Source organism: bacterium (assembly GCA_019637795.1).
In the GTDB taxonomy this organism is placed as follows: Bacteria; Desulfobacterota; Binatia; order HRBIN30; family CADEER01; genus JAHBUY01.
In genome coordinates, this window is record JAHBUY010000009.1 from 191,240 (window position 1) to 211,760 (window position 20,521).

Annotated in this window: 21 protein-coding genes; 9 read left to right on the forward strand and 12 right to left on the reverse strand. The window is 72.1% G+C overall.

Annotated elements, in window-relative coordinates:
• The first annotated feature begins 34 nt into the window (after positions 1-34).
• Entirely contained in the window at positions 35-1,738 is a 1,704-nt protein-coding gene (locus tag KF840_25985; GenBank protein MBX3028357.1) for a cation:proton antiporter, read from the forward strand.
• 220 nt (positions 1,739-1,958) lie between these two features.
• Here the strand turns inward: KF840_25985 and KF840_25990 are convergent, their stop codons facing one another.
• Positions 1,959-2,753, reverse strand: a complete 795-nt coding sequence (locus KF840_25990; protein ID MBX3028358.1) for a dienelactone hydrolase family protein — start codon at positions 2,751-2,753, stop codon at positions 1,959-1,961.
• A gap of 87 nt (positions 2,754-2,840) precedes the next feature.
• Here KF840_25990 and KF840_25995 point away from each other — a divergent pair, with 87 nt between their 5' ends.
• Positions 2,841-3,701, forward strand: a complete 861-nt coding sequence (locus KF840_25995; GenBank protein ID MBX3028359.1) for a GNAT family N-acetyltransferase — start codon at positions 2,841-2,843, stop codon at positions 3,699-3,701.
• A gap of 58 nt (positions 3,702-3,759) precedes the next feature.
• Here the strand turns inward: KF840_25995 and KF840_26000 are convergent, their stop codons facing one another.
• Both KF840_26000 and KF840_26005 read right to left on the reverse strand, forming a co-directional pair.
• Entirely contained in the window at positions 3,760-4,251 is a 492-nt protein-coding gene (locus KF840_26000) for a DoxX family protein (GenBank protein MBX3028360.1), read from the reverse strand.
• 86 nt (positions 4,252-4,337) lie between these two features.
• Entirely contained in the window at positions 4,338-5,684 is a 1,347-nt protein-coding gene (locus tag KF840_26005; protein MBX3028361.1) for a cytochrome P450, read from the reverse strand.
• 18 nt (positions 5,685-5,702) lie between these two features.
• Between KF840_26005 and KF840_26010 the strand changes: the two genes are divergently transcribed.
• The gene (locus KF840_26010) at positions 5,703-6,446 is read left to right on the forward strand and encodes a VOC family protein (protein ID MBX3028362.1); all 744 of its coding nucleotides are present in this window, start codon (positions 5,703-5,705) and stop codon (positions 6,444-6,446) included.
• A 102-nt stretch (positions 6,447-6,548) separates the two neighbouring features.
• Here KF840_26010 and KF840_26015 read toward each other — a convergent pair whose 3' ends face one another.
• A complete protein-coding gene (locus KF840_26015; protein MBX3028363.1) occupies positions 6,549-7,031 on the reverse strand; it encodes a DUF4440 domain-containing protein in 483 nt (160 codons plus the stop codon).
• 217 nt (positions 7,032-7,248) lie between these two features.
• Positions 7,249-7,914: an HAD family hydrolase gene (locus tag KF840_26020; GenBank protein MBX3028364.1), complete on the reverse strand. Its 666-nt coding sequence runs from the start codon at positions 7,912-7,914 to the stop codon at positions 7,249-7,251.
• Between the two features lie 187 nt (positions 7,915-8,101).
• On the opposite strand from KF840_26020, the gene KF840_26025 reads away from it, so the two are divergent.
• The 4 genes from KF840_26025 (at position 8,102) to pdxH (ending at position 11,315) form a co-directional block, all read left to right on the forward strand.
• Positions 8,102-9,082 (forward strand): hypothetical protein, encoded by a 981-nt coding sequence (locus tag KF840_26025; protein MBX3028365.1) that lies wholly within the window; start codon positions 8,102-8,104, stop codon positions 9,080-9,082.
• Complete coding sequence (locus tag KF840_26030) at positions 9,082-10,101, forward strand: ATP-grasp domain-containing protein (GenBank protein MBX3028366.1); 1,020 nt, start codon at positions 9,082-9,084, stop codon at positions 10,099-10,101. The genes KF840_26025 and KF840_26030 overlap by 1 nt, the downstream gene beginning before the upstream one ends.
• A 37-nt stretch (positions 10,102-10,138) precedes the next feature.
• The gene (locus tag KF840_26035; GenBank protein ID MBX3028367.1) at positions 10,139-10,618 is read left to right on the forward strand and encodes a nuclear transport factor 2 family protein; all 480 of its coding nucleotides are present in this window, start codon (positions 10,139-10,141) and stop codon (positions 10,616-10,618) included.
• Positions 10,619-10,685: 67 nt separating this feature from the next.
• Entirely contained in the window at positions 10,686-11,315 is a 630-nt protein-coding gene (gene pdxH, locus KF840_26040; protein MBX3028368.1) for a pyridoxamine 5'-phosphate oxidase, read from the forward strand.
• A gap of 3 nt (positions 11,316-11,318) precedes the next feature.
• Here pdxH and KF840_26045 read toward each other — a convergent pair whose 3' ends face one another.
• The 5 genes from KF840_26045 to KF840_26065 form a co-directional block, all read right to left on the reverse strand.
• The gene (locus KF840_26045; GenBank protein ID MBX3028369.1) at positions 11,319-12,425 is read right to left on the reverse strand and encodes a hybrid sensor histidine kinase/response regulator; all 1,107 of its coding nucleotides are present in this window, start codon (positions 12,423-12,425) and stop codon (positions 11,319-11,321) included.
• A 192-nt stretch (positions 12,426-12,617) separates the two neighbouring features.
• A complete protein-coding gene (locus KF840_26050) occupies positions 12,618-13,085 on the reverse strand; it encodes a cytidine/deoxycytidylate deaminase family protein (protein MBX3028370.1) in 468 nt (155 codons plus the stop codon).
• Positions 13,082-14,092: a site-2 protease family protein gene (locus KF840_26055; GenBank protein ID MBX3028371.1), complete on the reverse strand. Its 1,011-nt coding sequence runs from the start codon at positions 14,090-14,092 to the stop codon at positions 13,082-13,084. The genes KF840_26050 and KF840_26055 overlap by 4 nt, the downstream gene beginning before the upstream one ends.
• Positions 14,093-14,098: 6 nt before the next feature.
• Positions 14,099-14,887 (reverse strand): SAM-dependent chlorinase/fluorinase, encoded by a 789-nt coding sequence (locus KF840_26060; protein MBX3028372.1) that lies wholly within the window; start codon positions 14,885-14,887, stop codon positions 14,099-14,101.
• 17 nt (positions 14,888-14,904) lie between these two features.
• A complete protein-coding gene (locus tag KF840_26065) occupies positions 14,905-16,095 on the reverse strand; it encodes an ankyrin repeat domain-containing protein (GenBank protein ID MBX3028373.1) in 1,191 nt (396 codons plus the stop codon).
• A gap of 271 nt (positions 16,096-16,366) precedes the next feature.
• Between KF840_26065 and KF840_26070 the strand changes: the two genes are divergently transcribed.
• Positions 16,367-16,732, forward strand: coding sequence for a hypothetical protein (locus KF840_26070; protein ID MBX3028374.1), 366 nt, complete (start codon positions 16,367-16,369; stop codon positions 16,730-16,732).
• 58 nt (positions 16,733-16,790) lie between these two features.
• Here the strand turns inward: KF840_26070 and KF840_26075 are convergent, their stop codons facing one another.
• Both KF840_26075 and KF840_26080 read right to left on the reverse strand, forming a co-directional pair.
• The gene (locus KF840_26075; GenBank protein MBX3028375.1) at positions 16,791-18,362 is read right to left on the reverse strand and encodes a hypothetical protein; all 1,572 of its coding nucleotides are present in this window, start codon (positions 18,360-18,362) and stop codon (positions 16,791-16,793) included.
• On the reverse strand, positions 18,359-19,735 hold the full coding sequence (locus KF840_26080) for a glutamate--cysteine ligase (protein MBX3028376.1): 1,377 nt from the start codon (positions 19,733-19,735) through the stop codon (positions 18,359-18,361). The genes KF840_26075 and KF840_26080 overlap by 4 nt, the downstream gene beginning before the upstream one ends.
• A 125-nt stretch (positions 19,736-19,860) precedes the next feature.
• Here KF840_26080 and KF840_26085 point away from each other — a divergent pair, with 125 nt between their 5' ends.
• On the forward strand, positions 19,861-20,517 hold the full coding sequence (locus KF840_26085; protein MBX3028377.1) for a TVP38/TMEM64 family protein: 657 nt from the start codon (positions 19,861-19,863) through the stop codon (positions 20,515-20,517).
• Positions 20,518-20,521: the final 4 nt, after the last annotated feature.

A 20,521-nucleotide genomic window follows, 5' to 3' on the forward strand; every position in this document is an offset into this window, starting at 1 on the left:
CACCGCGCCGCCATCGGTCCCACCAGCGACTCCCATGCACGGCGAGAGCATCCTGACCGACATCGGCGCGGCCATCCTGGCGGCGACCGTGTTGGCCTACGTCGCGCGCGCGCTGCGCCAGCCGCTGCTCCTCGCCTACATCGGCGCCGGGCTGCTGATCGGGCCGCCGGGGCTCGGCATCGTGCGCAGCGAGAGAACGATCGCCGACCTCTCGGAGCTCGGCCTCGCCTTCCTCATGTTCATCGTCGGGCTGGAGATCGACCTGAAGAAACTGGTCCGCTCCGGCCGCATCGGCGTGCCGGTGGCGCTCGGGCAGGTGTTCCTCTGCGCGCTGTTCGCCTACGTCGCCGTCGTCGGTCTCGGCTTCGCCGGCCTGCCGGCGCTCTACCTCGGCGTCGCCTCCGCCTTCTCGAGCACGATGATCGTCGTCAAGCTGCTCTCCGACAAGAGCGAGCTCGACACGGTGGACGGCCGCCTCACGCTCGGCATCCTGCTCGCCCAGGACGTGCTGGCGATCGTCGTGCTGGCGCTGCAACCCAACCTCGACGACCCGTCGCTGGCGCCGATCACGCTGTCGCTGCTCGCCGGCCTCGGGCTGGTCGCCGGCGCGTTCACCGTCGCCCGCTACCTGCTGCCGCCGCTGCTCCGCTGGGCCGCGAAGAGCCCGGAGATCGTCCTCATCTCCGCCGTCTCGTGGTGCCTGCTGATCGGCTACTTCGCCGTCCTCGCCGACTTCTCGATCGCCATGGGGGCTTTGATCGCCGGCGTCACCCTGTCGGCGCTGCCCTATACGCTCGACGTCGTGGCCAAGATCCGCGGCCTGCGCGACTTCTTCGTCACCCTGTTCTTCGTCGCCCTCGGCATGCAGCTCGACCTCGGCTCGCCACGCGTGCTGGCGGCGTCGCTGGGACTCTCGGCGGTGGTCATCGCCAGCCGCTTCCTCACCGTGACGCCGATGCTCAGCCTGGCCGGCTTCGGCCCGCGCGTCGGCATCCTCAGCGCCATCGCGCTCGCCCAGGCCGGCGAGTTCGCGCTGGTCATCGTCAGCATCGGCCTCGCCCTCGGACACATCGACCGCGAGGTGACCTCGGTCATGGCGCTCACCCTGGTGATCACCTCGACGGTGTCGACGTACATGGTGATGTCCAACCACCGCCTGGCGCGCGGGGGCGTCCGGCTCCTGCGACACCTCGGGCTGCGCGAGCACGCCGAGGACGCGGCCGCGGCGGCGAGCGCCGAGTCGCGCCCCAGCATCGTCCTGCTCGGCTTCCACCGCGTCGCCAGCTCGCTCCTGCACGCCGCCGGCGCCCGCGAGGCGGGCGCCGGCATGCACATCGTCGACTTCAGCCCCGAGGTCTACCAGCGCCTGCGCGCCATGCAGGTGTCGATCACCTACGGCGACATCAGCCACCTCGACACCCTGGAGCACGTTGGCGTCGAGCACGCGCAGCTCGTGCTCTCGACGGTGTCGGACGACTTCCTGCGCAGCACCAGCAACATGGCCCTGCTACGCGCCGTGCGCCGCATCAACCCCGCGGCGCGAGTGGTGGTCTGCGCCGAGACCATCGCCCAGGCGCGCGAGATGTACGCCGCCGGCGCGGACTACGTCGTCATGCCGCGCCTGGAGACGGCCCGCGCCTTCCTCGAGGTGCTGGACGCGGTCGCCGCGGGCACCCTCGACCAACTGCGCGCCGCCGCGGTGCGGGACCTCGGCGAGCGACAGGAAGTACTGGCCTAGCTGGCCTCGATAAGACCAAGCACCTTCACCACGGAGGCACGGAGGCACGGAGGGTGCAGCGTCGCAATGGCGGGTGGGTGCAATCCCTATGGCCATTGCTGATGGCGTTGGGGATCTCGCCCCCGAACCCCCTCCTGTCCAGGTTACTCCGTGTCTCCGTGCCTCCGTGGTGAAATGCTTTCGTCACGTCACGGCTCGCTGGACTAGCCGCGGCGCCGGGTCAGCGCAGGCGCAGGCGGAAGAAGTCGAGGATCTCGTCGCGCGCCGCGATGGTCGGCTCGCCGGCGCGGTCGATGAGGTGGATGGTGACGACGCTGTGCGGCATCTTCATCGGCGCGTCCGGGTTGGCGGCGGAGTCCGGCAGGACGCGGCCGACGAAGCGGTCGCCGAGCGCCCGTTCGTAGGCGGCGAAGCGTTCGGCGCGGCAGAAGGCATCGCCGGCGAAGCGGTAGGCGAGCACGGTCAGATCCTCGCGCTGCAGACGCTCGCGCACCTGCGCCAGCTCGTCGGGGGCGATGTGCATGCCGCCGCGCTGGAAGAGCGGCAGCGACGGCTGCGACAGGACCGGCGCGCGCACCGCCGGTTCGAGCATCATCGAGAGCGCGAAGTTGCCGGTGAAGCACATGCCGATCGCGCCGACGCCGCGGCCGCCGCAGAGCGGGTGGGCGTGCGCCGCCAGGGCGCGCAGCCAGTCGACGATCGGGCTCGACTGGTCGGCGGCGAAGGCGCGGAACTCGCGGCTGATGCAGGCGCGCGCCATCGTCCGCAGGCCGTAGAGCGTGGTCGGCGGACGGCCGTCGTCGCCGAACAGGTGCGGCATCCAGACCGTGAACCCGGCGTCGCGCACCCAGCGCGCGAAGCGCGCGACGTGCGGGTGGATGCCCGGCATCTCGCTCATGACGATCACCGCCGGGCCGCTGCCGGCGACGTAGACGCGACGGGTCTGGTCGAGGAACGTCAGCTCGCGGCGTTCGAAGTCGGCGAGCGCATCCGGCCGGAACAGGTCGTCCTGCATGCGCGCGCTCGTAGCACAGGCGGCGGGCGCATGGGCAACGGACGGCACCTCGACAGAACGCGGACGGGTCTGCATAGTCGGCGCGCCATGCCACGCGTCGTCCTCCGTCCCGCCACCGCGGCCGACACCGCGGTCTGCGGCCGCATCTGTTACGACGCGTTCGCGGCGATCGCGGCGCAGCACAATTTCCCGCCCGACTTCCCGTCGGCGGAATTCGCCGAGTCGGTGCTCGCCGGCATGCTGCGACACGAGGAGGTCACGGCGACCGCCGCGGTCGTCGACGGCACCGTGGTCGGGAGCTGCTTCGTCACCGACACCGGGCCGATCGCGGCGATCGGGCCCATCACCGTCTCACCGGCAGCGCAGGACGCCGCCATCGGCCGGCACCTGATGGAGCACGCGCTCGACGACGCCACCCGGCGCGGCTTCGTCGGCGTGCGCCTGGTGCAGGCGGCGTACCACGGCCGCTCGATGGCGCTCTACGCCAAGCTCGGCTTCGAGGTGCGCGAGCCGCTGGCCTGCATGCAGGGCGCGCCGCTCGCGCTGACCGTGCCCGGACACGCCGTGCGGCCGGCCGGGCCGGACGACGCCGAGCGCTGCAACGTGCTGCACTTCCGCGTCCACGGCCACACCCGCCAGCCGGAGGTCGCCGACGCCATCCGCCAGGGCCTGGCGACGGTCGTCGAACGCGACGGCCGCCTCACCGGCTACGCGACGCTGCTCGGCTTCCCGGGCCACGCGGTGGGCGAGACCAACGCCGACCTGCAGGCGCTGATCGGCGCCGCCCCGATGTTCTTCGGCCCCGGCTTCCTGGTGCCGACGCGCAATGGCGACCTCTTCCGCTGGTGCCTCTCCCAGGGCCTGCGGGTGACGCAGCCGCTCACCCTGATGAGCCTCGGACTGTACAACGAACCGCGCGGGGCGTTCCTGCCGTCCGTGCTGTTCTGAACCCCCGTGGCCCGGCCGCGAACGGGCGGCCCGCCGCGTCCCGGGGCGTCGCCGGCGGTCAGGCCGCGAGGCGGCCGAACGCGGACGCCGGCGCCGGCGCGGCGACGCGGCCGAGCAGCGCGTCGACCGAGAGCGGACCGGCGCCGTTCACCCCGAGCCAGACGAAGAGCACGATGTAGAGGAACTCGATCATCGTGAAGAGGCTGGCGACGCCGTCGACCTGGTCCCACAGCGCGGTGCGGATGGCGACGACCATGGTGACGATCAGGGGCACGACCGCGAAGCGGGTGGCGAAGCCGACCAGCAGCAGGGCGCCGCACACGAGCTCGGTGGTGCTCGCCAGGTAGGCCTGGAACGCCGGCATCGGCAGGCCGAGGCTGGTGAAGAACTCGATGACCCTGCCGATGTCGCTCAGCTTGCCCCAGCCGGATTGCACGAAGACGACGCCGACGACGACCCGGGCGAGGGTCGGCGGCAGCCAGGCGAGGGCGCCGGCGATGCGGCCGGCGAGCCCGTTCACGGCGCCGGCGAGGCGGATGATGGCGTGCATTGGTGGACCTCCTTCGCCGCCTTGGATGGCAGCCGCCGCGTTGGCGTTTCACGCCGGCGGGCCCGGCCGCCGGGCGGCCGCCGAGGTCAATCGCGCCGCTGGAAGGCCACCGGCATGTGGCGCAGCCCGGTGTGCTTGTTGCTGCGTGTCCACTCCACCGGACCGGCGAGGTCGATGCGCGCGCAGCGCGCCAGCAGCGCCTCGAGCACGACGCGGATCTCCAGGCGCGCCAGGGCGGCGCCGAGGCAGAAGTGGGCGCCGTGGCCGAAGGCCAGGTGCGGATTGGGGGAACGGGCGACGTCGAGCTCGAAGGGCGCCGCGAACACCGCCTCGTCGCGGTTGGCCGACGCCCACCACAGCGTCACCTTGTCCCCGGCGCCGATGCGCTCGCCGCCCACCGTCACGTCGCGCGTCGCGGTGCGGCGGTTGTACGGCGTCGAGGACGCCCAGCGCAGCATCTCCTCGACCGCCGACGGCACCAGCGACGGATCGCGCTGCAGCCGCTGCCAGGCCGCCGGCCGCTCGCTCAGCGCCAGCACCCCGAGCGCCAGCGAGTTGCGGGTCGTCTCGCTGCCGGCGTGCACCAGCAGGTTGAAGAACATCTGCAACTCGAGATCGGTCATCGGCTCGCCGGCGCCGTCGGACGTGGCGAGCGCGCCGTGGACCACCGCCGACAGCAGGTCGTCGCCGGGCGCGCGCCGCTTCTCCTCGATCAGTTGGCTGCCATAGGCGAACATCGCGGCGCCGGCGGCGGCGGATTTCTCGCTCGGCGCGCCGAGATCGCGGTCGTCGTAGTCGAGCGTCGCGTTGGCCCAGCCGAACAGCGCGTGGCGATCGGCCTGGGGCACGCCGAGCAGCTTGGCGATCGCCTGCAGCGGCAGCTCGGCGGCGACCTCGACCAGGAAGTCGCAGCGCGGCTGGGTCAGCGCCCGGTCGAGGATGGCGCCCGTGCGCTGGCGCAGCTCGTCCTCGAGCTCGCGCAGCATGCGCGGCGACAGCGCCGGCGCGACGACGCGGCGGATCAGGCGATGGCGGGGATCGTCCATCATGTTGAGCAGGACGCCGGCGGCGAAGCCGCTCGGGAGATCCTCGATCAGCGTCCCGCCGCCGTCCCGGCCGCCACCGGTGTGCGAGGAGAACGTCGCCGCGTCGCTCGCCGCCGCGACGATGTCGGCATACCGGGTCAGGACCCAGAACCCCTCCCCGCCCGGCGTGTGCGCCGTCGGCGGATGGAACCAGACCGGCCGCTCGCGCCGCAGCACGGTGAAGGTCTCGTGCGGGAAGCCGTTCGCGAAGCGGTCGAGATCGGTGAGATCGACGTCCACGGCGCGAGCAGAAGCACAGCGCGTCGTCAGCGGCAATCGGCGGTCGGCCGCCGGCGGTCCCCCCGCGCGCGCTGGCGCGGCGCCGCGCGATATGGCCTCTTGCGGCATTCCAGCGTGGAGTGTGTCATGCGCCTGCGACAGATCGCCTTCGCCGCCCACGACCGCGACCGGGTGGTCGCCGATCTCGCCGCCGTGCTCGCCATCGAGGTGTCCTTCAACGATCCGGGCGTCGCGGTCTTCGGCCTCTGCAACGCCGTGCTGCCGGTCGGCGACACGTTCCTCGAGGTCGTGGCGCCGACCGCGCCCGACAGCGCCGCCGGGCGCTATCTGGCGCGGCGGGGCGGCGACTGCGGCTACATGGTCATGGTGCAGGTCGAGGACACCGACGCCGCCCGCCGGCGCGCCGCGGCGCAGGGAGCGCGCATCGTCTGGTCGATCGATCTCGACGACATCAGCGGCACGCACTTCCATCCCCGTGATCTCGGTGGCGCGCTGCTCTCCGTCGACACGCCGCGCCCGCCAGCCGCGTGGCGCTGGGCGGGCGCGGACTGGGCCCGCCATCGCCGCACCGCCGTCGTCGACCGACTCGCCGCCGTCGACATGGCGTGCGCCGACCCGGCGGCGACCGCGGCGCGCTGGGCGTCGCTGCTGGACCGCCGCCCCGAACGGCGCGGCGGCGCGCACGAGATCGCCCTCGACGCCGGCCGCCTGCGCTTCCTGCCCGGCGCGGCCGCGGGCGAGGACGGCGTCGTCGCCATCGACCTGCACGCGACCGACGCGGCCGCCGCGGTGGCCGCCGCCGCCGCGCGCGGGCTCGCGCACGGGGACGACTGGGTCCGCATCTGCGGCACGACGCTGCGCCTGGCGTGATCGCGCCGCGGCGGCGGCGGTCCATGCGCGATTCCCGCGCCCCGCCGCGCCAGCGCCGCCGTCGTCTTCCTCGGCGGCGCCGGTTGCCGCAGGGCGACGCGATCACCTCGCGGCGGGAAGGTTGTTCCAGATGTCCCGGTGCAGCTTCCAGGACCCACCGGCCTGCCGCTTCCAGACCACGAGATACTGGGCCACCGCCGTGGTCGGCGCCTTTCCCGCCGCCTCGATCGCCAGCGAGACCGTCCCCACTTCGTACGCGAGGTCTCCACTGCCCTCCACATCGGCGGTCGTCAGCGTCGCGCTCCGCACCCCGCCATCGCGGGTCGCCTTCCAGAATTCGCCGATGGCCTCGTTGCCACGGATCGGCTCGCTGTCCGGCGGAAAGATGATGGCGTCGGACGTGTACATCGCCGCCAGGGCCTTGGCGTCGCCGCGCGCGAAGGCCGCGCTGAACGCGGCATTCGCCGCTTCGATGGCCGCTCGCGTTTCGCGCCCGGCGTCCTTCTTCCCGTGCGATCCCGCATCTGCGTTCGACGCGATCACCGCGATCAGCGCGAACGGCGCAATGAGGCGTATCCACACCATGCGTACCCCCTTTTGAACGGACATCGATCGTGAGACTGCACCGATATGTCGCGCATCGCGGCACTGGAAGAGGCGGCCCGCGGCACCCAGGGGTTGCCGCAGGATCGCGATCGCACGCGGAAGGCTCGTGCCGCCGATCCGCCGGAAGCGGCGTCGACGCCGGGATGACGACCGCCGTCTCCGCTGCTCCGCTGCTCCGCGTGGGTCATGTCCGAGCTCACGCGCCCCAGTCGAGGACCGGCCAGCCGCGCTGGCGCGCCAGGCGGCGCAGCTTCGGGTCGGGATGCACGGCGGCCGGCTCGCCGACCGCTTCGAGCATCGGCAGGTCGGCGATCGAGTCGGTGTAGAAGGCGCACGCCTCGAGGCCGACGCCGTGCGCGGCGGCGCAGCGGCGGGCGAGCTCGAGCTTGCCGCGGCCGTAGCACAGGGGCTCGATGAGGCGGCCGGTGTAGCAGCCGTCGGCGTCGACCTCGAAGCGGCTGCACAGGTAGTCGTCGAGCGCCAGGTCGCGCGTCACCTGCTCGGCGACGTAGCTCGACGACGAGGTGAGGAGCACCAGCCGGTCGCCGGCGGCGCGGTGGGCATCGAGCACGGCGCGCCCCCCGGGGCGGAAGATCGGCCGCACGCGGGCGCGGTAGAAGTCGACGGCTCGCCGCGCCATCTCCGCCTCGCGCTGCCCGGCGATGGTCGTCACGCTGCGGCGGATGGTGTCCTCGATCTCGACCAGGCCGAGGCTGTAGCGCACGACGTAGGTGAACGCGTGCAGGGCGCGCAGGCGCGACAAGCGCCCGTCGGCCATCTCGGCGCGGATCCAGAGGGTCGCCGAATTGCGGCTGATGAGGGTCTTGTCGAGGTCGAAGAAGGCGATCCGCGGCGCGGCCATCCCGACCCTCTTGTGGCACAGAATCGGGCCGCTGGGGATGGCGATCGCTTGACGGCCCGCGGCGGGCGCGGCAACGGTGCCCGCGGACATGGCGGAACCGGAGCGGAGCCAGCACCCGCCGGCCCCGGCGCGCGCGCCGCGCGCGCCCGCGGCGCCGCCGGCATGGGAGACGTGGTCCGACGAGCACCTGCTGGACGTGCGGCTGTGCGATCTCGGTCTGCGCATTCGCGGCAGCGAGCTGGAGCCGCGCATCAGGGAGCTCTACCGCGAGCTGCGTGCCGCCGGCTTCGCGCACTTCCGGCCGCACTTCTGGCTGTCCGACGACTGGTACACGCCCGACGGCGTGCCCGGCGTCGCGATCCCGTTCTACATGGCGCATCCGCGGCTGGCGAAGCTCGAGTTCGCGCAGATGCTCGAGGTCGAGGGCGGCACCCCGGAATGGTGCATGCGGATCCTCCGCCACGAGGCCGGGCACGCGCTCGACAACGCCTACCGCCTGCGCCGGCGGCATCGCCGCCAGCAGCTCTTCGGCCTCTCGTCGAAGCCGTACCCCGAGTACTACACGCCGCGGCCCTACAGCCGCAGCTTCGTCCTCCACCTCGAGCCCTGGTACGCGCAGAGCCATCCCGACGAGGACTTCGCCGAGACGTTCGCCGTCTGGCTGACGCCGGACGCGCCGTGGCGGGCGCGCTACCACGACTGGCCGGCGCTCAAGAAGCTCGAGTACGTCGACGGCCTGATGCGCGAGATCGCCGCCCAGGCGCCGCAGGTGGCGAACCGGCGCACGGTCGACGCGCTGCCGCGGCTGCGCAAGACGCTGCGCGAGCACTACCGCGAGAAGCGCCAGCGCTACGGCGTCGACTACTCCAACGTCTTCGACCGCGACCTGCGTCGCCTGTTCTCCGACGCGCCGGAGGCGCGCGGCCATCCCACCGCCGCGGCGTTCATCCGCCGCACGCGCCGCGAGGTGCGGGTGCTGGTCGCGCGCTGGACCGGCGAGTACCAGTACGTCATCAACCAGGTCATCGACGAGATCGACAAGCGCTGCCGCGAGCTCAACCTGCGGCTCGCCGGCGACCAGGAACGCGCCAAGCTCGACTTCACCATCTTCGTCGCCGTGCAGACGATGCACTTCCTGCACAGCGGCCGGCACCGGGTGTGGCTCTGATGAAGACGCTGCGCATTCTCGCCCTGGTCCACGCCGACCTGGTGCCGCCCGACGACGTCACCGGCATCGACACCACCGAAGTGGACTGGAAGATGGAGTTCGACGTCACCGTCACGCTGCGCAACGCCGGCCACGAGGTGCGCACGCTCGGCGTCGGCGACGACCTCGGCACCATCCGCCGCGCCATCGACGAGCAGCGGCCGCACATCGTCCTCAACCTCCTCGAGCACTTCCACGGCGTGCCGCTCTTCGATTCCAACGTCGTCAGCTACCTCGAGCTGCTGCGCACGCCGTACAGCGGCTGCAATCCGCGCGGCCTGATGCTGGCGCGCGACAAGGGCCTGTCGAAGAAGCTGCTCGCCTACCACCGCATCCCGGTGCCCGAGTTCACCGTCATCCCGATCGGCCGCCGGGCGCGGCGGCCGAAGCGCATGCCGTTCCCGGTGATCGTGAAGTCGCTCACCCGCGAGGCGTCGGCGGGCATCTCGCAGGCGAGCGTGGTCGAGGACGACGCCCACCTCGCCGAGCGGGTGCGCTTCATCCACGAGACCCTCGGCACCGACGCCATCGTCGAACGCTACATCAGCGGCCGCGAGCTGTACGTCGGCATCATCGGCAACCAACGGCTCGACGTCTTTCCGGTGTGGGAGCTGCTGTTCACCAAGATGCCGGACGAGCTCTGGCACATCGCCACCGACCGCGTGAAGTGGAGCCGCGTCTACCAGCAGAAGCGCGGCATCAAGACGGCGCAGGCGAAGCTGCCCGACGGCGTCGCCGAACAGGTCCAGCATCTCTGCAAACGCGTCTACCGGACGCTCGATCTGAGCGGCTACGCCCGCATCGACCTGCGTCTCGACGACGCCGGCAAGGTGCACGTGCTGGAGGCCAACCCCAACCCGCAGCTCGCCTACGGCGAGGACTTCGCCGAATCCGCCGAGCGCGCCGGCATCGACTATCCCGAGCTCCTGCAGCGCATCGTCAACCTCGGCCTGCGCTGGCGCCCGGACCGCTCGGCGTAACCCGCGCGCCGCGCCGGTCCGCGGCGAGGAGACCGCCATGGATGACACCGCGCACCGCCTCGCCGCGCTCGAGCGCCGCCTCCGCGCGGTCGAGGACGAGCTGGCGATCCATCGCCTGATCGCGCGCTACGGGCTGGCGGTCGACACCGGCGACGGCGAACGGACGGCGGCGGTGTTCGCCGCCGACGGCGTGTACGACGCCGACGTGCGACTGATGCGCGGCCGCGACGAGATCGCGGCGATGGTGCGGTCGGAGCGCCATCAGGGCATGGTCGGCCGCTGCGCGCACCAGATCGGCCCGGCGCTGGTGCGCGTCGAGGGCGACCGCGCCGTCGCCCTCGGCTACTCGCGCGTCTATCTGCGGGGCGACGAGGCGATCGCGATCTACCGGGTCAGCATGAACCGCTGGGAGCTGGAGCGGCGCGACGGCGCCTGGACGATCGCCCGCCGCGTGACGCGGGTGCTGGGACACGAGGAGGCGGTGTCGCTCTTCGCCGACGGTCTCGCCGACGTGTAGCGGGTCCCGGCGCCGCCGCCGCCGCAACGGGCCCGGCGGGATCGTGACAAGCGCCCGCGAACTTGCCATGAGGGTGTCTGGTCCGGCGCCGCCCGGGCGGCGCCCGCCCACGACCGCGATGTCCGCCGATCCCATTGCCCGCTTCCGCCGCTGGTTCGCGGCCGCGCGGCGCGCCGCGTTGCCGCAGCCGGAAGCCATGGCGCTGGCCACCGCGGATCGCCGCGGTCGGCCGTCGGTGCGGGTGGTGCTGCTCAAGCACGCCGACGCGGACGGTTTCGTCTTCTACACCAACGCGCGCAGCCGCAAGGGGCGGGAGCTGGCGGAGAACCCGTGGGCGGCGCTGGTCTTCCACTGGCAGCCGCTGGGGCGGCAGGTGCGGGTCGAGGGCCGGGTCGAGCTGGTGACGGCCGCGGAGGCGGACGCGTACTGGGCGACGCGGCCGCGGGAGAGCCAGCTCGGCGGCGCCGCCTCCGACCAGAGCGCGCCGATCGCGAACCGCGCCGCGCTGCTGCGCCGCTGGCGGGAGCTGGCGCGCCGCTACCGCGACGCCCCGGTGCCCCGGCCGCCCCACTGGACGGGATTCCGCGTCGTGCCGAGCTGCATCGAGTTCTGGACCCTGCGACCGTTCCGCATGCACGACCGCGAGCTGTTCACGCGGACGCGCGGCGGCTGGCGCCTCCGCCGCCTGCAGCCGTAGCCGTCAGGAGGCGGCGCGCAGCGGGCTCGTCGCCGGCGCCGGGGCGGCGAGCGGCAGGCGGAGAATGAACGTGGCGCCGTGCCCGGGTTCGCTGCGCACCTCGATGCTGCCGCCGTGCGCGTCGACGACCGACTTGACGATGAACAGGCCGAGCCCGCTGCCCTCGACGGCGGCGGTGGCGCGGCCGCGGCGGTACTTGTCGAAGATGGTGCCGAGCTCGTCGGGGGCGATGCCCGGACCATCGTCCGACACCGACACGGCCACGCACCCATTCTCCTGGGTCAGGCCGACGGTCACCGTGGCGCCGTCCGGCGAGAACTTGAGGGCGTTGCCGATCAGGTTGGTGAGCACGCGCTCCATGTAGGCGCCGTCGGCCGGCACGTGCGCCAGCTCGTCGTCGTTCGCCAGGGTGAGGGTGACGCCGCGGGCGGCGCCGAGCGCCTCCTGGCGGGCGATCGCCTCGCGCACCAGCGCGGTCAGGCACAGCGGCCGGCGGTCCAACGTCAGGGTGCCGCCCTCGATGCGGCCGAGCTCGACGAAGTTGCAGACCAGGTTGAGCGTGCTGGCGGCGTTGTCCTTGATCCGTTGCAGGAGCTGACGCGCCCCGGCGCTGAGGCCGGGCTCGTCGCCGATCATGTCGGCGTAGTTGAAGATCACGTTGAGCGGGTTGCGGATGTCGTGGCTGAGCATCGAGCGGAACAGGTTGCGCTCGCGCACCAGCCGCTGGCGATCCTGGTTGCGGCGGATGACGTGCGGCAGCTCGTTCAGGTGGTTGAGGTCGACGCGCTTGACGACGTAGTCCCACCCCCCGCGGCGGATGGCGTCGACGGCGACGGTCAGGTCGTCGATGCCGGTGACGACGATCACCGGGGTCTCCTCGCTGCGGGCGACGATCTGCTCGAGCACCTCGATGCCGGGCATGTCGGGCAGACCGAGGTCGAGCAGCACCACCGCGTCGAGGCCGCGCTGCAGCACCGCCAGCGCCTCGAACCCGGTGGCCACCCGCTGGCTGCGGAAGCCGTGTCGGCGCAGCACGCGCTCGGTCAACCGCGCCTGGGTGTCGTCGTCCTCGACGACGAGGATCAGCGGTCCATCGGCGACGGCGGACATCTCGTGGGTGGAGCGGCGACGAGGGGGGGCATGGCGCGAACCCTCAGCGGGTTGCACGCGCCATGCCATGCGAACCGGAGGCGGCGGGGGGACGCGGCGCGCGCCGCCCGGACCGCGGGCAGCGTCACCGAATCGGCAGACTGATGGCGCATGGACGGGTCGCCGCGACGCGGCGCCGCCGGAGCGCGATCGCTACGTTGCCGACGGCGCGACGGCGGCGAGCTCGACCTGTGGCGCGTAGCGGCGCAGCTCCTCGAGGGTGGCCAGCTTGTACGGCTTCTCGTAGCAGATGCGCGTGATGCCGGTGTTGATGAGCACCTTGAAGCAATGGATGCAGGGGGTGTGGGTGATGTAGATCGCGGCGTCGCGGATGGCGACGCCGTGGCGCGCCGCCTGGGCGATGGCGTTGATCTCGGCGTGGATGGTGCGGAAGCAGTTCTCTTCCCAGTCGCCGTTCGGATTCTGCGACTTGTAGACCAGGCAGCCGACGTCGAGGCAGTGCGGCAGTCCCGCCGGCGCGCCGTTGTAGCCGGTGGCCAGGATGCTGCGGTCGCGCACGATCACGGCGCCCACCTTGGCGCGGGTGCAGGTCGAGCGCTCGGCGACCTGGCGCGTGATGGTGATGAAGTACTGGTCCCAGCTCGGTCGGGGGTCGCTCATAGCGGCAGGCTCCGCGGTGGCGGCGCCGGCGCCGACACCGGGATGGCGTCGGGCGAGCGCGGGATCGGCGGCGGCACGAAACGCAGCGGCTCCGGCATGAAGGTGAGCACGAAGAGCACCATCGACGCGGCGGCGCCCCAGCGCCGCGCGGGGTCGAGCGGCATCTGGTCGTCGGCGATGCGCGGATGGCGGAGGCCGAGGACCAGGAGCAGCAGGGCCCAGACGAGCCAGCTCGTGGCGCCGCCGGCGACCAGCACGATCAGCGTGGTCATCGTCCCGAGCGCGATCCAGCGATGCCAGCGCGGTCCGAGCGCGGCATAGATGACGTGGCCGCCGTCCAACTGGCCGACCGGCATCAGGTTGAGCGCCGTGACCAGCAGGCCGACCCATCCCGCCATGGCGATCGGGTGCAGCATCACCGTCACGTCGTTGCTGGAGACGCCGAGCACCAGCCACATCAGGGCCCGCAGCAGCAGGGGCTCGCCGAGATAGAATCCCCCTTCGGGGCTCGGCGCGGCCGGCTTCACGTCCGACAGCGCCAGTCCGATGGCGAGCAGCGGCACGGTGACCGCGATGCCCGCCCACGGCCCGGCGGCGCCGACGTCGAACAGCGCCCGGCGATCACGGGGCATGCTGCGCATGCGGATGAACGCGCCGAGGGTGCCGATCATGAACAGCGGCGGCGCCGGAATGAAGAACGGCAGCGTCACATCGACGCCGTGCACGCGCGCCAGGACGTAGTGGCCGAGCTCGTGCGCCAGCAGGATGCTGAGCAGCGCGAACGCGTACGGCACGCCGACGGCGACACCCGCCGGATTGGCGAAGGGATCGACGCCGCCGAACGAGATGGCGTAGGCGAGCGTGGCGCTGACGAAGGTGGCGGCGAAGAGCAGGACGTGCAGCGCGGGCCGCGGCCGGCGGCGCAACGCCGGCTCGGCGACGCGATAGCCCGGGGAGAGCTCGTGGTCGGCGTAGGGGCGACTGCGCAGGCTGATCGGATCGGACACCGCCGCTCACCCGCTGGTCAGGACCACGCGGGCGCCGCGACCGACGCCGAGGTGGGCGGCGGCGCTGCCGTCGCGCCGCGCGATCTCGATGGTGTCCCAGCTCGACCAGAGCGCCACCAGCTCCCCCGTGGCGACGTCGCCATAGGTGGCGCGGAGCGGGACCGTGACCATTTCGGCCAACGTAACCGAAAGGGGGTGTTCGCGGAAGGCGTCCAGGGCGGCGCGCTCGATGTTGGTCAGCAGGTTGCCGAAGCGGTCGACGTGGACCACGACGCCGCGCACGGCCGATGCCGTGACGGTCGGCGTCGGCAGCGCCGCCGGCAGGAGGCGATCGCGGGGCGAGCCGAGCTCCGACAGGGGCCGGCCACCCGCCAGGTGCGCGGCGGCGGGGGCGAAGATGTCGCGGCCGTGGAAGGTGCGGCTCACCGGCTGGCGCCACAGCGCCGGATCGTCGAGGGCGTGCACGGCCAACGCCCCCCCCAAAGCCGCGGCCGCCGGGGCGAGGAGTCCGTTGTCGGGGCCGACCAACGTGGCGCGCTCGGTGCGCACCGCGATCGGCGCGCGGGCCGTGCCGACGCCGGGATCGACGACGGCCAGGTGCACGGTAGCGGCGGGGAAGTACGGCACGGCGCTGCGCAGGACCAGGGCGCCGACGTCGACCGCCTGGGGCGGAATCTCGTGCGTCAGGTCGACGAGCCGCAGCGACGGGTCGATGGACAGGATCACGCCCTTCACGATGCCGACGAAGGCATCGTGGGTGCCGAAGTCGGTGAGCAGCGTGATCAGGCCGGCCATCGCCCCCGGTAGCGCGCTCAGGGCGCCTTCTTCTCCTCCGCGGGCTGGGCCGACGCCGGCGTGGTCGGCGCCGGCGTGGTCGGCGCGGTCTTCAGCGTCACCTCCGACCCGTCCGCCGGCTGGTCGGGTTCCGGCGTGATGCCGAGCGCCTGGCGCAACACCTCGGCGGTGTCGTCGTTGTCCCACGACTCGGCGATGTCGAGCGCGGTTTCGTCGTCCTCGTTCTTCAGGGTGGCATTGGCATTGTTCGCCAGCAGGATGGCGGCGACGTCGGCGTGGTCGTCGTCGGCCGCCAGCATCAGCGCCGTCCAGCCGTCCTTGCGAACGGCGTTGATGTCGGCGCCGTGCGCGATGAGCTTGCTGACGGTCATCGCCTGACCGTCGCTGGCGGCCGCCATCAACGGCGTCCACCCGTCGCTGGTCCGATCGTTGACGTTCGCCCCGGCGGCGAGCAGGGCCTCCACCACCGCGATGTTCCCCTTCAGCGCCGCCAGGGTGATCGCCGAGACACCCTGTTGATCGCGCTTGTTGACGTCGGCCCCCTTGGCGAGCAGCAGCTTGACGGTCTCGAGATGGCCGTTGCCAGCGGCGCGGATCAGCGCCGTCGGACCGAGCTCGTCGGCCGCGTCGATCTCCGCCCCGTGCGCCAACAGCTCCTCGGCGACGCCGGTGTGTCCCGCCCACGCCGCCGCCATCAGCGCCGTCCAGCCCTTCGCGCTCTTGAAGTTCACGTCGGCGCCGTGCGCGATCAAGGACGCCGCGACGTCGCGCGAGCCGCCCTCGGCGGCGCGCAGCAGCGGCGTCGCGCCCTCCGGATCGCGCGCGTTGACGTTCGCTCCGAGGGCGATCAGCGCATCGACGGTCTCGCGATAGCCGCCCTGCGCCGCGACCATCAATGCCGTCGCCCCCGCGGCGTTGGCAGTGTCGACGGCCGTTCCGTCCTTGACCAGTCGCTCGACCGTCGCCGTGTCACCGGCCCGCGCCGCCTCGATCAGGGGCGGGTCGGCGACCGCCGGCGTCTGCGCCTTCGCGCCGGCTGCACCCGCCGGCGCGCCCGCCTCCGGCGAGACGGCCGCCGCCGGAACCGGACTGGCCGGCGCCTGGGTGGCGGCGGGCGCCGCCGGCGCCCCCGCCTCGTTCTCCGATCGACAACCGGCCAACGCCAACCCGACCGCGACCAGTACCGCTGCCCCGAGTACTCGCTGCATTCGTCCTCTCCGCAAAGCGGCGCCAACCCTGCCCTCCCGGCTCGCCGATGGCAAGCGCGCAAGGACCGCTCCGGACGCTCGCTCAGTCCCCGACATCCGATTCACTCCTTTTTCTCGAATGCAGCAAAGTTCAATAGTTATGTGGATACGCGGCGAAATGGACCTGCGGAAACTACTTAGTTGACCTAGGGAAAACCCTATGCCAGAACGCCGGTGAGACCAACCATATCTCGAGAAAGGGGGAAAGCGGATGAAGCGTACAGTGGCTCTCATGGTTGCGGGTTTGGGCCTGGCGTTGACCGCTGGCTCGGCCTCGGCGGCACTGGACAACTACCAGTGCTACAAGTCGAAGGACCTGAAGAACCCGAAGTTCGTGGGGACGACGCGGTCGGTGAGCGATCAGTTCCTGAGCGGGTCGGTCGACGTGAAGAAGCCGGGCATGGTGTGCGCGCCGGCGAGCGTCGACGGCTCCGCGCTGGTCGATCCTGCCGCCCACCTGAACTGCTACAAGGTGAAGGGCCCGAGCGGCAGCGGCGCCAACGCGCAGCTCGTCGATCAGTTCGGCACCCTGCAGGTGGCGGTGAAGGGCAAGGCAGCCTTCCTCTGCGTGCCCGCCACGAAGACGATCATTCCGTGATCGGCTGATCCGCTCCGGCGGAGCAAAGGGGGAGAGGCGAGATGCCTCTCCCCCTTTTTCATTGCTCAGCCGCCAACAGCTCGGGGCAGAATCGGCCCGGAATGTCGACCTCGACGAACACGCCGGGCGAATCGGGGTTGAGGGACAGCCCCTGGTATCCGGCGGCCACGTTGTCCAGCTTGCCCTGCTGGGCGAGGGCGAGCTCGAGATTCTCTCCCGCCAGCGTCAGGCCGGGATCGAGCGCCATGGCACGGCAGTACTGACGCGCCGCCGCCATGAGCTGTCCGGCGCCGTGCAGCGAGACGCCGTAGTTCACCAGCACCCGCCCCTTGCGCGGCGACTTCTCCGCCGCGTCGAGCCACAGCGACAGCGGCGATTGCCAGACCAGATTGCGGGCAAACGTCAGGCTGACGAGCGCGATCGCGATCCCGCCGACCGCGGCGCGCGTGACGCGCGGCCAGCGGACGGACCACCCAGCGAACGCGGCACCGGCGATCAGCCCGACGCCCGGCATCGCCAGGTACATGCGATGCTCCATCATCACGTCGATGATCGGCAGCACGCTCGACTCGACGCTGAGGGCGATGAAGATCCACAGGATGCCAAAGCCGATCAGCGGCGCGCGACGCGCGGCGAGGAGGCCGATGGCGAACAGGGCGGCGAGCAGCGCCAGGCCCGCCATGGCGCTGGACGTCCACCCGGTCGCCAGGGGCACGTCGTGGTCGAGGTTCAGCCCCCACGGCAGCACGACCAGCCGCAGGTAGCCGGGGATCACCGTCAACTGGGTGAGGAGGTAGGCGGACGGCGGGGCCGTGCCGGTGTCCGACCCCTGGTCGAGAATGGCGGCCAGCGCCTCACCGAGCCAGGTGGCGGGCACCGGCTGGCCGGCCAGCGGCTGCCAGGTGGCGATCTTCCAGGCCAGCGGGATGAGCAGCAACAGCACCGCGACGGCGCCGCCGAGGGCCAGCGAGCGCAGGCTCGGTCGCCCGCCGATCACCACCAGCTCGGCGAGCAGGAGCGCCAGCGGCAGGCTGGCGGCGTTCTCCTTGGACAACAGGGCGCAGCCCCAGAGAACCGCGGTGGCGATGAACCAGGGCAGCGATCGACCACCCGTCGCCCCGATCTGGACCAGCCGGCCGCGCACGTAGCAGGCGACGGCCCAGACGTAGAAGAGCGCCGACATCACCGCGGCGCGCTGGATGATGTAGGTGACCGCCTGCGTCTGCAGCGGATGGCAGGCCATGATCAGCGCCGCGACGCCGGCGACCACGAGCGGCCGGCGCGCCGCCGCCGAGTCGCGCAGCCGCGGGCCGCGACACAACTGGCGGGCGAGCACGAAGACGCCCAGCGTCGCCAGCAGGTGCAGGGCGAAGTTGACGAGGTGGTAGCCGAGGACGCGCTCGCCGCCGCCGACGTAGTTGGCGACGATGGTCAGCGACGGCAGGACGCGCGCGGCGCCGAGCCAGTCGAGCGCCGCGCGCCACTGTCCCGACCGCAGCGGCTCGTTGTCGATGATCCGCGCGTAGTCGTCGAACTGGAACGGGACGCTGAACGACGGGGCGTAGGCGAGCGCCGCCGCGGCGGCGATGAGGCCGAGGCACGCCCACGGGCGGACGCTGCGCGCGCTCACGCGGCGATCCGGTACGAGCTCCCCTCGATGAGCCGCTGCACGTCGCCGTTCCAGGCGCCGATCCACTGCTCCACGATCGCGTCGGCCGGGCAGCGCCCGCGCGCCACCATGCGCGCCAGGCGTTCGAGGTAGATCGATTCGTCGCGGCCCGCGGCGTCGAGCTGGCGCTGCCGGCGCAGCCCCTCGACGGCGATCGCCACCAGCTCGCGCGCGATCTCCGCCAACCCGATGCGGCGGATGCGCGCCTGCAGCGCCTGCGCGTGCACCGCGTGCCACAGCTCCAGACGCTCGTCCCAGCTCCACGACTTCACCAGATCCCAGGCCGCCTGCAGGCAGTCGGGCTCGTAGAGGATCCCCTTGGCGAGCGCCGGCAGAGCGAGCATCAGCTCCGGCGCCTGGCTGTCGGCGGCGCGCAGCTCGATGTACCCCTTCATGCGCGCTTCCGGGAACAGCGTCGTCAGGTGCACCGACCAGTCCGCCATCGTCGCCCGATGGCCCGCGACGCCGTGGGCGAGGAAGTCGCGGAAGGTGTGCGCGGTCATGTCGATCCACGCGCCGTCGCGGACGATGAAGTACATCGGCACGTCGAGCGCCCACTCGACGTAGTGCTCGAAGCCGGCGGCGGCATCGAAGACGAACCGCAGCAGGCCGCTGCGCGCCTTGTCGGTGTCGGTCCAGATGTGGCCGCGGAACGATCTGTAGCCGTTGAGATCGCCGTCACTGAGCGGCGAGTTGGCGAACATCGCGGTCAGCAGCGAGCCGATGCCCATGCCGACGCGCAGCTTCTGCATCGCGTCGGCCTCGCTGCCGTAGTCGACGTTGACCTGCACGGTCGCGGTCTGGCTCATCATCCGCTGCCCGAGGCTGCCGACCCGCGCCATGTACGGCCACATGATGCGGTATCGCTTCTTCGGCACCAGATCGAACTCGTCGGTGCGCGTCACCGGTTGCATGCCGAGGCCGAGGAAGGCGATGTCGAGCTGGTCGCCGACGGTGACGATCTGGTCGATGTGCTCGGCGAGCTCGGCGGCGGCGCAGTGGACGCTCTCGCACACCTCGCCGCTGAGCTCGACCTGCCCGCCGGGCTCGAGCGTGATCGCCGCCTTGCCGCCCCGCAGCGCGACGATGCGGCCGTCCTCCTCGAGCGGCTCCCAGTCGTAGCGGTCGGCCAGCCGCTTCAGCAGCGTCTCGATGCCGCGCGGTCCCGAGAACGGCACCGCCCGTCCGTCGCTGCGCCGCACCGCCACCTTCTCGTACTCGGTGCCGATGCGCCATTGCTCGCGCGGCTTCACCGAGTGGGCGAAGTATTCGATGAGCTGGTCGCGCCGCTCGATCTCCGGCGAGATGCCCGATTCTGGGACGTACTGCGACATCGGAGGGCCTGGAACGCGCTGGGGACTGTACTGTGGGCCGTCCGGAGCGGCAAGGGCCCGGGCTCGCCGCGAGGCCCGCGAGGGCGACGGTTGCCCCAGCGCCCGCCGCCGCCTACTGACAGAGCGTGGACGCCGCTACCGCCGCCCGGGCTCGTCGCCGCTTCGCGTACCTCCTCGGCTTCCTCGCCGTGAGCGGCGCCATCGCCGCCTTCAACCTGCGCGGCGTGGCGCTCACGCCGGACAGCTTGCGCGGCACCGTGCTGAGCTGGGGCGCGTTCGCGCCGCTCGCCTACATCACCATCGTGTCGATGCGGCCGTTCATCTTCTTCCCCTCCGGGCTGCTGTTCATCGTCGCCGGCCTCGCCTTCGGCCCCTGGTTGGGCACGCTCTACGCGGTGGTCGGCGGCGTCATCGCCGCCATCGTCACCTTCGTCCTCGCCCGTTCGCTCGGGCGCGATTTCGTCCAGGCCCGCCTGCCGGCGCGCCTGCGACGCCTGCAGGACACCGAGCTCGGCGCCGGACTGATCTTCCTCCTGATGCTGGTGCCGATCGTCCCGATGAGCGCCGTCAACTACGGCGCCGGCCTGTCGCGCGTGTCGCTCGCCCACTACACGCTGGCGGTGGTCGGCGGCCTCACCCCGCGCGCCTTCGCCTACTGCTACTTCGGCGACTCGCTGTTCGCCGTCGGCTCGCCGCAGTTCATCGCCGCCCTCGCCATCCTGGCGGTGATGGTGATCGTCCCCGCCCTGCTCCGCCGCCGCTGGATGGCGCGCTGGCGGTAGCCGC